This window comes from Halomonas sp. KG2, assembly GCA_030440445.1.
Classification (GTDB): Bacteria; Pseudomonadota; Gammaproteobacteria; order Pseudomonadales; family Halomonadaceae; genus Vreelandella.
In genome coordinates, this window is record CP098528.1 from 1,475,385 (window position 1) to 1,487,559 (window position 12,175).

A 12,175-nucleotide genomic window follows, 5' to 3' on the forward strand; every position below is an offset into this window, starting at 1 on the left:
GTTCATGTTAGCGCTCGGGGGTATTAAGCGGCGTATGATGAGCGATAGGAGCGCTGGCTATCTCTTCTTCTAATTGGCGTTTAACGGCCCCAGGCGAGCCTGAGTAACGCGCAAGCAGGTCGTAGGCTACTGGGACGACAAACAGCGTAAACACGGTCGCGGAGCCAACACCCGCCATAATGACAGTGCCAATAACGAGTCGTGATTCCGCACCTGGACCGCTTGATAGTATCAGCGGTATTGCACCCGCCATTGTAGTGACCGCAGTCATTAGAATCGGTCGCAGGCGTGTTACCGACGCTTCAATCAAGGCAGAGCGAAACGCTTGGCCCTCATCGCGAAGCTGGTTGGCAAACTCAACAATCAGAATGCCATTTTTAGCGGCAAGGCCAATCAGTAGTACTAAGCCTACTTGGCTATAGATATTGAGTGATTGTCCGCTAAGCAGCAGAGCAAGCAGGGCGCCGATCATGGCTAGCGGGACGGTCAGCATGATAACAAACGGGTGAATTAAGCTTTCAAACTGGGCCGCAAGTACTAAGTAAACCACTACGGCACCGAGCACTAATAAGAACATGGTAGCGCCACTGGCCTGTTGAAAATCGCGAGAAGGCCCGGCAAGGTTTGTTTGTACCTCTTCAGGCAATACTTTGTCGGCGGCTTGTTGTAAGTATTCCAATGCTTCACCAAGGGGATAACCATCGGCTAGATTGGCTTCAATCGTAATGGCGCGAACGCGATCAAAGCGGTTCAATGTGCTAGCACCCGCGAAGTCAGAGAGCGTTACCAGGCTGGCTAGCGGAATCAGCTCTCCTGAACGTGCTGAGCGCACTTGAATATTGTTTAGCGCAGCAGGACTGTTTTGACCGCTGCGGTCACCTTCAAGGATGACATCGTACTCTTCCCCGTCATCTACATAGCGCGTGACGTTACGCCCACCGAGTAGCACTTCCAGCGTTCGACCTATCTCTGTCACCGTGACGCCCAACGCTGCCGCGCGCTCATAATTGATATCCACGCGTAACTGGGGCTGGGTCTCATCATAATTACTTTCGATAGCGGTAATACGTGGATTGTTTTCACGTACATGAGTAACCAACCTATCCCGCCAACGCGCTAAATCCTCGTAAGTACCGCCTCCGAGCACGAATTGCACAGGTTTTTGAGTGCGCTGTCCAAAACCTTGTCTCATCACTGGAAAGGCCTGAACACCCGGCAGTGTTCGTAGCTGCTGACGAATCTCGGCCATGATTTCCCAAGCGCTACGACGGCTTCCCCAGTCAGCCATGTTGACGATAATAAAACCGCTGTTGAAATTTTCGATATTACCAAAGCCACGTGGTGCACGAACCACAATGCGTTCAAGCTCACCATTGTCCACAAAAGGCGTCAATCTGGCCTCTATCTCATCCATATAGTCCATCATATAGTCAAACGTTGCGCCTTCTGGGCCGTTGACAAGGATAATGAAATTGCCTCGATCTTCTTGCGGGGTGTATTCATTGGGCAGCTCGGTTGCCAGCCAGGCGGTAGCGGCTATCAACAAGAAAAACAGGGCAACGATCAGCCACTTTAATGTGAGTACGATTTCTAATGCGCGCTGGTAACGACGTTGGGTGCCCGTTAGCAGCCACTGAACGGCTTGGCTAAGCCGGCTATCATGCATGCCCGGCTTGAGAATTTTAGAAGCCATCATCGGGGTGAGGGTAAGGGCTAGTAGGGTTGAGACAACAACCGCTGCCGCCATGGTAAGTGCGAACTCTGAAAATAGCCGACCAATATCCCCCTGCAGCATGCTGAGGGGAACGAAGACTGCCACTAGCACCAGCGTGGTAGCAATCACCGCAAAAGCGATTTGCCGTGTGCCTCGAAATGCTGCGACCAGAGGTGTTTCTCCGTAGTCGTGCATACGCCGATTGATATTTTCAAGCACTACAATCGCGTCATCAACAATCAACCCAATCGCCAGCACCAGCGCCAATAGCGTGAGTAGATTAATCGAAAAGTTCATAGCGGCTAGGGCGGTAAATGCCCCAATGACGGCAATCGGCACCGTCACTGCAGGCACTAATGTGGTGCGCAGATTACCTAAGAACATAAACATCACCACGACGACTAGCCCCATGGCGATAAACAGCGTCATCACGACTTGTTCGATAGCGCCTGAAACGAATACTGACGCATCATAGTTAAGGCTGAGTGACATCCCCTCCGGCAAGGTGCCTTGAAGCCGATCAAGTTCTTGTCGAACGGCTTCCGATAGCTCTACTACGTTAGCCGTTGATTGCATGATCATGCCCAGCCCCACCATCGGGATGCCATTGGCACGAAACACAGATCGGTCCTCTACCGAGCCTATCTCGACACGCGCTACATCGCCCAGGCGTACTAGATACCCGTTACTGCCTTCAATTAAAGCAATCTGCTTAAAATCATCCGCGGTCGCGAAGCTGCGCGGCAAACGGACAATAAATTGGCGATCTTCGGATTCAATTGAGCCCGCTGGCAACTCAACGTTCTCAGCACGTAGAGCATCCTCAATATCACCGACGGTTAGCCCCCGTGCGGCGATTGCATTGCGGTCTAGCCAAACTCGCATCGCGTAGTCACGTCCACCACCCACGCGCACCCTTGCAACGCCGGGTTGTACCGAAAGGCTGTCCACCAGAAAGCGATTGGCATAATCGGTCAGTTCGGTAATGGAGTAATCCGCACCAGAGAGGCTTAGCCACACGACAATCGTCTCACTACTGTCGGCTTTAGTGACCTCAGGATTATCGGCATCATCTGGAAGGTTGCGCAGTGCTCCTGAAATACGATCGCGGATATCGTTGGCGGCAGCATTGATATCCATGGTGATGGCGAACTCGATTTCCACTCGCGAACGACCATCCTCGCTTTGCGAGGTAATTAACTCAATGCCTTCCACGCCGGCGATACGGTCTTCGAGCACTTGGGTAATGCGTGTCTCTACAACGCTTGCTGATGCGCCAGGATAGCGGGTATCAATACTAACGATAGGCGGATCAACCGTTGGGTATTCTTGTAGGGGCAGCCGGTTGAGTGCCAGTAAACCAAACGCGATAATCAGCGTAGCAATCACCATCGCCAGCACGGGCCGCTGAACTGAGATGTCGGATAAACGCATTAGCGATCAGCCTCCAGTAGCGTGCGAATATCCGTTTCTTCATCAGCGATACCTAGCAGCCTGACTTGCTGGCCATCTCGTGCGAGTTGTAATCCGTGAATCACGATTAGGTCGCCTGCATTGATACCCTCCAGCACCTCTACTTCACCACTTCGTCGTTCGCCAATGATGACTTCTCGCCGCTCTAATCGAGAGGTGTCGTCCTGTTGGTTGATCAGCATCGCAAAGTGGCGGTTGCCACTGGGTTCGATCGCTGCTTCAGGAAGTACCAGGGTGTTGCGAACTCGCTGTTGAACCACGACCTCCATTAACATCCCAGGCCGTAGACGAAGCCCAGGGTTTACCATTTCAGCGCGAACGTTAACACTGCGGGTGATGGGGTCAATGCGGGTGCCAATGCTAGAGATCTCACCGCTGAAGACCTCGTCTGGGAATGCCGCTGTAGTAGCACTAAGCTTTAGGCCGTTGGATAAACGCCCTAAAAATACTTCAGGTACGGTAAAGTCGAGCTTCATGACATCTAGCTTATCAAGCGTAACAAGCTCCATGCCGGGTGTTACTAATGCACCGATACTGACGTTACGAAAGCCAACCCGCCCGCTAAAAGGGGCATGTAAGCGATAATTTGACAACCTGGCCTCTAACGCTTGTGCGTCGGCTTGTGATTGGCGTAAACGAGCCTGGGTGTCTTCTACGTCTGCACGCGGAGCGAGGTTGCGTTGTTGCAACTGGGTGGCTCGGCCTAGCGCATTGCGACGTTCATCATTGAGGGCTTGCGCAGCCCTTAGCTGAGCCTGTTCTTCAGCATCTTCTAAACGAATTAATAGCCTTCCGCGCTCTACTTGTTCGCCATCTTCAAAATTGATCTCGGCAATCGTATCGGTCACCGTGGCAGAAAGTGTCACGCTTTCATCTGCACTCAGTGTCCCTAATGCTTCAAGCGGATCAGACCAAGTCGTTATGGCGGCGTAGTGCCCAATAACTGGAGGGGGCGACTGTGCCAACAGCGGACTAGCCCATATCAGGGTAAACAACCAGAAGAGAAAGATACGTTTACAAACAAGCATGAGCGTCTCAGTGTTATCAAAATGCCTAGTAATACCACTTAGGGGATCACCGTGTTAGAGGGTGAAGTGTCTACAGTGATATTTTGTTAAAAAGATATACGTTATTTGTACGTTATATTTTTAATGTACAGTAATTTTGAGCTATTTACCTGTTAAAATGCCTCTCATTTTTTCATCCTGGGAGCCTAATTTTATGGTCTACGACGTCGTCGTCATTGGTGCAGGAGCCGCTGGTTTAATGTGTGCGGCTCAAGCGGGTTACGCGGGGCGTCGTGTACTGTTAGTGGACCATGCCAACAAGGCGGGCAAGAAAATATTGATGTCGGGAGGAGGACGCTGCAATTTTACCAATCTTGCGACTACGCCTCAGAATTTTTACTCGGAAAATCCGTATTTTTGCATTTCTGCGTTAAAGCGTTACCGTCCTGAGCATTTTGTGTCGTTGATAGAACGGCATGGTGTTGAGTATGTGGAAAAAGCCCCAGGCCAGCTCTTTTGTGCGAGCTCCGCTAAAGATATTGTTAGCGTCTTACTCACCGAGTGTGAATGGGCCGGCGTCGAGGTGTCGCTCAGCACGTCAATTTCTAGGCTGGAGCGAATGGGGGATAGCATGCGCTTAGCCACGTCGTTGGGAAGCATAGACGCAGGTACGGTAGTGATTGCGACGGGAGGACTTTCGATACCCACGATGGGAGCGACAGGGTTTGGTTATGATATTGCCCGTCAGTTTGGCTTAGATGTTCTGCCTACCCGCCCAGGCTTGGTGCCGTTTACCTTGAGCGATAGTTGGAAAGAGCGCGCAGCAGCACTTTCTGGGGTCAGTGTGCCATGCGAGGTTGGCTGCAATGGGAGGCGTTTTAAAGAGCCAATGCTATTTACTCATCGTGGCCTGTCAGGCCCATCGATGCTGCAAATTTCCAGCGTTTGGCAACCTGGCGACACGATCACTATTAATTTACTACCAAGTGAACAGGCTGCTGACGTGTTACGTCATGCACGTCATGCGACCCCTAAGCGTCAGCTGTCCACTTGGCTGGGAGAGCGTTTTCCAAAGCGCTTTGCCCAAGCGTTGCTAGAGTGGTACCCAGACGTCAATCTTACCAGCCCTCTGGCTGAGTACAGTAATGATGCGCTTGATCACTGGGCTCAGCGGCTAAACCAGTGGCAGTTAAAACCGTCAGGTACAGAAGGGTGGCGAACAGCTGAGGTAACGATGGGCGGGGTAAGTACGGAAGCGATTTCATCAAAAACATTTGCAGTGAAAGACCTACCGCAGCTTAGGCTTATCGGTGAAGTGCTAGATGTGACGGGGGAATTGGGGGGGTACAACTTTCAGTGGGCTTGGGCAAGTGGTGTTGCTTGCGGGCAGGCATGCTGATGAGTGTAAAGAACTGGGCCGTAAACACGTAGAGCATTCAAAATTAGCGTTTATAAAAAAATGGCCCAGTGTCGTTCTCAGAAAATATCGCTAGTAACTTGCTAACTAGCCACTTTTGCTAGCAGCTTCAGCTTTCGTATCAACATGTAGCTAGCCAGTGCTTTTCTGCCAACCGCCATTGCGCCACCTGGATGGCGCAAAATACGCAAAGCAGCGACGCCACCAATTACATACAAAGGTATTTTAAGGCTGCGCCAATTCTTGTCTAGCGGTGAGGCTGCCTTAGTAAGCGTATCGCTATCAACCAATATATCGATACGCTGTTGCTCTAGCTCCGCTAACAAGGCGGCTTTGCGTTCGGCTCGACTGGGAGGCTTATTGACGGTGTTGGGTTGAGTCATCCTCATTCACCTCCAACAAGGCTCGGTCAGCGGAGAGTTGTTTAAGCGTTTCTTTTAACAGCGTATGTTGCTTGGCTTGCCGAATAGCAATAACCGCTAGTAAAAAACTTAAGGCAATAAGAACGCCTGCACTCACGCCAATCGCAGTAAGCCGATAAGTGTCCCAAAACAGTACTACTATCAATGCGGTAAGTGTCGCGACGCCTAACAACAGCAACAAAAGGCTAGCCCCTGCTAACAAAAGCAGGGTCAATAAACGAGCGCGCTCCTCTTCTAATTCTAAAACCGCCAAACGAAGTCGAGTCTCACCATTAGCGATTAATGATTTCAGCAGACGTTTGGCGGCAGAGAAGACGCGTTGTGTTGGCCCTAAAGCCATTAGCGACGACCGAGAAGCATACCCACCACTAGACCAGCAGCGGCACCAATACCAATACTAGCCCAGGGGTTTTCGTGCACGTAACGATCGCAGCAATCAACTTGCTGAGACAGCGTTTCACGCGTGTCTTCGTAAAGTCGTTCGCCGCGAGCTTCTAAGCGCGCTCGGGTGTCTTTCAGTCGTTTTTCTGCGCGTTCACGAAGGTCGCGCATCTCGCCACTTGCATCTTTTGACGTGGCATTCATTAACTCTTCGACGGTTTCACTCAGGTGGCGGAGATCTTCCTTCAACTGGTCAGCACGAGCAGAGGTATCAGTATTACGTTTAGCCATGATGTCATCCTTTGACGAGTGAATATGAATAAGTGTCAACTCCAGCATAGCAGCCGTTAATCATAAGACAACCTTAGGCGCTATCGGTTCAGCCCTGACGTACTGAACAGAGGGTTTAAGCTAAAGCCGATGCTGAGACGATGCACGCGATTGTTGTAGTCAATCATGCTCTCTCCGTAGCCGTAGTAGTACTGAAGATGGGCACGCACATTGTTAAATGCAGGCCAGCTGTAGTCTATTTGAGTGCCATAGTTACCCGCGCTTGGGTTGCCACGCAGCTGCCCCGCGACCTCGTGGTTGCCATTGAGTCGTTTTGCCAGGCGGATATCGCCATAACCGACAAAGCGTTCTATGTCTGGGTTGTCATCGTCGCCGCTGGACTCAGGTACGCGCCAATGAGGAGCGAGTGACAGTGCCCAGTCACCGCGTTGGAACGTGCTTTCCAGATAAACTCTGTTCCAACTGCGTGAAAGCGGGTCTGAACGGCCGTTAGACTGATGAATGAAGGAGAGGCGATTGCGCGTATTTACCCAGCCTAATGCGCTCCAGGCGTTATCAAAATCAATAAAAATTTCAGGTTCATAGTTAGTTTCCCGGAAGGGGGAAGAAGCATCGGTATTATAGGCCTGCCACCAGCTGCGCTGGGTGTAGGCAAAATAGACATCGCCAATGTCGCCAAACACATCCTCTGCGAGGTTGAATTTAGCGCTAAACTGAAATTTCACTTCGACGTCGTTAGGTGGAGAGTCTGCGGAAATGCTACGAAAGTTTTCGCTGTTCTGGTTGGTGCTATAGCTAATTGGGAAAAGATAATTAGTTCGGTGAGTCGTAATCGCAAACGGATTGCGTGACGACTCGTGCTCGAATTGGCGGCGTTCACTGAGATCCTCAAGCGCCATCTCTTCTGGGAGCAGTTTTGAGGGGGGCGTTGACTCACTTTCTGTAGGATCTTCAACCTGTTGCAGCTGTTGACGCAACTGATAAAGTTCAGTGCTGAGTGCGCGTATACGAGCCTCAATTTCCTCACGTGTCTCTGCAAAGGCGCTTTCAGTGCCTAACAAGACAATTAAACTAGCTAGCAACAGTTTTCGAATGACCATCAAAATGGCTCGCAAATAAATAAAAGGCAGTTATCAGAGTCTCTTCTATACACGCTCATCGCGTAAGTCAACTCCTCCCGTTCGTCAAACGCGCTAGATTGCGTAAGAAGCCAGAACGGCTGACAATAGCAGTCTTCCTGATTGGAGTAGTATCCATGTCGATGAGGCATATCTAACGTGGTCAAAAATGCACTGAAGGCACTCCTCAAGCTCTGCTTTATTTATCTATTGTTTACGACTGCTGGTGCCGTATACGCGCAGGCTGCGTTGCTTGATCAGGTCCCTTCTGAGGAGCAGCTATCTGAGCGATTAGCCGAGCTTGAGTCGCAAGAAAGCGAGCTAACCACCGAGCAAACTCAGGTCAAAGAAGCGTTGACGGCTGCGCTACAAGGCTATGAGCGCCTGCACGCGGTTGAAGAGCGCATTGAGGCATTAGAGCAACGGGTTGTCCAAGCGCCCGAAATATTGCTTCGTCTAGAGCGTGAGCTGAACGAAGCGGAGGAACAAAGCCGACAGTTGTCGGTGGATAACCTTAGTGATATGCCACTGAATCAGCTGGAAGCGCAGCAAGCAGAGGCTGTCGTGGAGCTTCAGCGGCTTCAAAGCCAATTAGCCGAAGTTAACTCCCAGCTGTTGGCCGCGCAAACACTGCCTGAGCGCGCTCAGCAAGCAATTTCAGATGCGTTACAGCGCACTGAAAGTTTACGCCGTCAGTCTGATGAGCGAGAAGCCTTGCTGGGTGATCGGCAACTATCGGCACGCCACGATGCACAGTTAATTCAGTGGCGCATTGAGCGAGCCCTTGCAGAGCAGGAAGTAAACCTTAACCAGCGTGAACTAAGTGCCAACAGTCGGCTGCGAGAGTTGGCCCAGGAGCGCCGGGAACTCATTGAGCTGCAAATAGACCAGCAGGAGCAGCAGCTTAATTTATTGCAAGGCGTCATTGATCGTCAGCGGCGGCTACAATCTGAGCAGGCAATTGCTGACGCCGCAAAGAATGATCCACTGATCGCTGAAGGGCACCCTGTGGTGCTCAATGCTCAGCAAGCGAACCAAGCACTGAGCCTTGAACTGTTGCGAACAACGGATAGAGCGAATGGCATTATACGTGAGAATATTGAAGCCCAGCGTCAGTTAGATCATGTACGGCAACTTCAGCGTAGCCTGAACGAACAAATTGATGCTATTCGTGGTAGCCAATTGTTGTCGCGTATTCTTCGAGAGCAGCGCCAGTCGTTACCGTTAGTCGCGCCAAGGCGTGATTTACAAGATGAAATTGCTGATTTGCGTCTCAAACAGTTTGATTTGATTCGGCAGCGTGATCAGTTGCGCCAAAGCGATCGCTTAGCGACCCAGCGCTTGCAGGAAGCAGGGGTTGACGTCACGCCTGGATTGGTGGACTCCCTAACACGCCTTTATCAGTCGCGTCGTGAATTGGTAGAGCAGCTTGAGCAATCTTACGGAAGCCTGCTGAGTGCCGCTATTGAACTTCAACTTAATCAACAACAGCTATTAGAGACGACGCGCGATTTACGGGCGACCATTGATGAACAGCTATTCTGGGTAGCTAATAGCCGTCCTCTAGATTTCAATTGGTTACGACAAATTCCCCACAACCTTCAACTGGAGTGGCGAGAAGGTGAGTGGCGGGCGGTTTTGCCCTCCCAGTGGGAAGGTTTTTCTTGGAAAATGCTGATTGGCACGCCGTTTATTTTGCTTGGCGTGGTTCTGGTTGGGCTGCGTCGGCGAATTAAAGCACGGCTTGCGCTCATTCACTCACAAATTGGTCGACTGAAAAGTGATACTCAGCTGCATACCACCAAGGCGGTGTTGCTAAACGCTCTTCTTGCGTTGCCAGGGCCGTTGGGGTTGGCAGGTATTGGCATAGGCCTAAGTGAGGCTGAAGGCGCACTGGCAAGTAGTGTTTCGCCAGCGCTGCTGCAACTGGCGCTTAGCTGGGCTGTCGTGGCTTGGGGCCGTCGGCTCCTCGTTCATGATGGGGTTGCTGAGCGCCATTTCACCTGGGCACCTGCTTATACAGCGCGGTTGCGTAAGCTGCTGGGTGGTTTCGGACTGGCGTTAGCGCCCGTGGTTGTTATTGCCGCGCTCTCTGGGCAAATGGAAACACCGCTGGCGTTGCGCCCAGTGGCGATAGGGCTGTTTGCCGCGGGCCTGGTGGCAATGAGCTGGTGGTTGGCACTATTAATCCTGGCCCATGTGCCATTTTTCGGAGTGCGACTCTTCCGGTTGGTGTTAGGTCTAGCGATGGCTTCAGTACCGCTAGTACTCCTTGGACTTGTGGTGTGGGGATATGAGTATACGGCGTTGCAGCTGGTTGCTCGCTTTGCAATCACCCTTTACCTGTTGGGCTTGTGGGTCGTCGTTGAGGCTACTGTCGTACGTAGTTTAGCCGTTGCAGCACGGCGGCTAGCTTACCGGCGTGCGCTCGCCAGGCGTCGTGCTCAAGTACAAGAGGGCGCAGAAGGTGGGCTGGAGGTCGTTGAAGAGCCACCTTTGGATATGGAGAAAATTAACTCTCAGTCGTTACGCCTATCAAAGTTGATTTTGTTGATTGGCTTCAGTGCCCTGTTGTATCTGGTGTGGTCAGACCTGCTGGCGGTGCTGAGTTATTTAGACCAAGTGTCAATATGGGATGCACAAGAGGGGGACTTGGTCGGAGACGCACTATCGATTTCCGATGTGTTTACCTCGCTACTTGTGATTGCCATCACGTTTATTATGGCGCGTAACTTGCCTGGCTTGTTGGAAGTAATGGTGCTTTCACGCTTGTCCTTAAAGCAGGGTAGTGCTTATGCCATTAGCTCGCTGCTTTCTTATACCATTGTTGGTACTGGCGTAGTGATGGCATTGGCCACGCTGGGCGTTTCTTGGAATAAATTGCAGTGGCTGGTGGCGGCGCTGAGCGTGGGCTTAGGCTTTGGTCTTCAGGAAATATTTGCCAACTTTATTTCTGGTTTGATCATTCTGTTTGAGCGCCCAATTCGCATTGGTGACACCATCACGCTGGGTAATCTTCATGGCACGGTCAGTCGGATTCGCATCCGAGCGACTACCGTGACCGACTTTGACCGAAAAGAAATTATCATTCCGAACAAAACGTTTGTGACGGATCAGCTCATCAATTGGTCACTTTCGGATAACGTGACCCGCGTGGTGCTGACTTACGGTGTTGCTCATGGGTCTGATCTGCCTTTAGTGCATACATTGCTGCGCCAGGCTGCCGACGAAAATGAACGAGTGTTAGAAGACCCAGAACCTCAGGTTTTCTGCCTGAACTACGGGCCGCACAGCCTAAATTTTGAGCTGCGCATTTTCGTTAACGATTTGCTTGACCGCTTGTTTGCTGCTGACGAAGTTAACTGCCGGATCGACGAGCTGTTCCGTGAAGCGGGCGTTAGGGTGGCCTTCGAGCAGATGGACGTGTGGCTGCACCGCGACCGAGGCGAGTCAGTTAAAGTGCAGTCAGCTAACCGGCTGCCTCCTGATAACCTAAGCTAATGACTAGGTTAGCATCGAGGGGCTTGTGTTTAAGTACTGGTTTTTAAACGCTTGGTTCTTCATGTTTGGTGGCGAACAGTAAAAACTCCCGATTACCGTCACCACCGGTAATCGGACTTTCCTGCCAGTGGCTAATGACTAGGCCACACTCTGTGCAAGCATCGCGTATCTTTTGTTCTACCTCTGTATAGCGGCTAGCGTTACGCACAATGCCACGCTTATCCAGTGCGCCTGGTGCTAACTCAAACTGTGGCTTTACTAATGAGAGTAGTTGCCCCCCAATGGGAAGAAGGGCGGCGATCTCAGGCAAAATCAGGGTTTGCGAGATGAACGAAACGTCCATCACGGCTATATCGATAGGGTGTTTAGCCACGGCGTGTTGAAGGGCTGTCGATGATGCCATGTGACGAGCATTTAAGCCTTCAAGACACGTGACTCTCGGGTCATCACGTAAGCACTCGGCTAACTGGGTATGCCCGACTTCAACACCGATAACATGTCGGGCGCCAAATTGAAGTGAGCAATCGGTAAAACCTCCCGTTGATTGGCCAACGTCTAACACGATGCACCCTTCCAGGCGCATGTTTAGAGCGTTAAGAACGCCCTCTAATTTTAATCCTGCACGGGAAACGTAACGTTCCTCAGGGTCTTCATCAATATGAAGTGGAGTATCCAGCGGCCATTTTTCGGATGGTTTTACGAGTGGCGTGCCATCTTGAAGAAACACGCGACCGTTGCGAATTAATCGCTGCGCGCGTGTACGTGAACTGGCCAGCCCTTGGCTGACCAATAATTGGTCTAATCGTGTTAGTTGAGTCATTGTCGTCAATATGGCGGTTATTAAACGCTAC

9 protein-coding genes are annotated in these 12,175 nt (G+C 51.3%); 2 read left to right on the forward strand and 7 right to left on the reverse strand.

From position 1 onward, the window contains the following. Positions 1-7: 7 nt before the first annotated feature. Complete coding sequence (locus tag NDQ72_06850; GenBank protein ID WKD29654.1) at positions 8-3,148, reverse strand: efflux RND transporter permease subunit; 3,141 nt, start codon at positions 3,146-3,148, stop codon at positions 8-10. Next, positions 3,148-4,215: an efflux RND transporter periplasmic adaptor subunit gene (locus NDQ72_06855; GenBank protein WKD29655.1), complete on the reverse strand. Its 1,068-nt coding sequence runs from the start codon at positions 4,213-4,215 to the stop codon at positions 3,148-3,150. Before NDQ72_06855 ends, NDQ72_06850 begins: the two co-directional genes overlap by 1 nt. Positions 4,216-4,408: 193 nt before the next feature. Here NDQ72_06855 and NDQ72_06860 point away from each other — a divergent pair, with 193 nt between their 5' ends. Then, positions 4,409-5,593 carry an NAD(P)/FAD-dependent oxidoreductase gene (locus NDQ72_06860; GenBank protein ID WKD29656.1) on the forward strand — a complete coding sequence of 395 codons (1,185 nt, stop codon included), beginning with the start codon at positions 4,409-4,411 and terminating at the stop codon, positions 5,591-5,593. 101 nt (positions 5,594-5,694) lie between these two features. Here the strand turns inward: NDQ72_06860 and NDQ72_06865 are convergent, their stop codons facing one another. The 4 genes from NDQ72_06865 to NDQ72_06880 all read right to left on the reverse strand — a co-directional run bounded on the left by NDQ72_06865 (position 5,695) and on the right by NDQ72_06880 (position 7,805). Next, on the reverse strand, positions 5,695-5,994 hold the full coding sequence (locus NDQ72_06865; GenBank protein ID WKD29657.1) for a YqjK-like family protein: 300 nt from the start codon (positions 5,992-5,994) through the stop codon (positions 5,695-5,697). Continuing rightward, on the reverse strand, positions 5,969-6,373 hold the full coding sequence (locus NDQ72_06870; protein ID WKD29658.1) for a phage holin family protein: 405 nt from the start codon (positions 6,371-6,373) through the stop codon (positions 5,969-5,971). The genes NDQ72_06865 and NDQ72_06870 overlap by 26 nt, the downstream gene beginning before the upstream one ends. Then, positions 6,373-6,705: a DUF883 family protein gene (locus NDQ72_06875; GenBank protein ID WKD29659.1), complete on the reverse strand. Its 333-nt coding sequence runs from the start codon at positions 6,703-6,705 to the stop codon at positions 6,373-6,375. The genes NDQ72_06870 and NDQ72_06875 overlap by 1 nt, the downstream gene beginning before the upstream one ends. A gap of 80 nt (positions 6,706-6,785) precedes the next feature. Then, positions 6,786-7,805, reverse strand: a complete 1,020-nt coding sequence (locus tag NDQ72_06880) for a phospholipase A (protein ID WKD29660.1) — start codon at positions 7,803-7,805, stop codon at positions 6,786-6,788. 177 nt (positions 7,806-7,982) lie between these two features. Here NDQ72_06880 and mscK point away from each other — a divergent pair, with 177 nt between their 5' ends. After that, positions 7,983-11,324 (forward strand): mechanosensitive channel MscK, encoded by a 3,342-nt coding sequence (mscK, locus tag NDQ72_06885; GenBank protein WKD29661.1) that lies wholly within the window; start codon positions 7,983-7,985, stop codon positions 11,322-11,324. A 43-nt stretch (positions 11,325-11,367) separates the two neighbouring features. On the opposite strand, the gene NDQ72_06890 is transcribed toward mscK, so the two are convergent. Beyond that, complete coding sequence (locus NDQ72_06890) at positions 11,368-12,144, reverse strand: TlyA family RNA methyltransferase (protein ID WKD29662.1); 777 nt, start codon at positions 12,142-12,144, stop codon at positions 11,368-11,370. Between the last annotated feature and the right edge of the window lie 31 nt (positions 12,145-12,175).

Excerpts from the sequence above, each read along its gene's own strand:
- NDQ72_06850 (WKD29654.1), bottom strand. The coding sequence starts at position 3,148 with ATGCGTTTATCCGACATCTCAGTTCAGCGGCCCGTGCTGGCGATGGTG.
- NDQ72_06855 (WKD29655.1), bottom strand. The coding sequence starts at position 4,215 with ATGCTTGTTTGTAAACGTATCTTTCTCTTCTGGTTGTTTACCCTGATA.
- NDQ72_06860 (WKD29656.1), top strand. The coding sequence starts at position 4,409 with ATGGTCTACGACGTCGTCGTCATTGGTGCAGGAGCCGCTGGTTTAATG.
- NDQ72_06865 (WKD29657.1), bottom strand. The coding sequence starts at position 5,994 with ATGACTCAACCCAACACCGTCAATAAGCCTCCCAGTCGAGCCGAACGC.
- NDQ72_06870 (WKD29658.1), bottom strand. The coding sequence starts at position 6,373 with ATGGCTTTAGGGCCAACACAACGCGTCTTCTCTGCCGCCAAACGTCTG.
- NDQ72_06875 (WKD29659.1), bottom strand. The coding sequence starts at position 6,705 with ATGGCTAAACGTAATACTGATACCTCTGCTCGTGCTGACCAGTTGAAG.
- NDQ72_06880 (WKD29660.1), bottom strand. The coding sequence starts at position 7,805 with ATGGTCATTCGAAAACTGTTGCTAGCTAGTTTAATTGTCTTGTTAGGC.
- NDQ72_06890 (WKD29662.1), bottom strand. The coding sequence starts at position 12,144 with ATGACTCAACTAACACGATTAGACCAATTATTGGTCAGCCAAGGGCTG.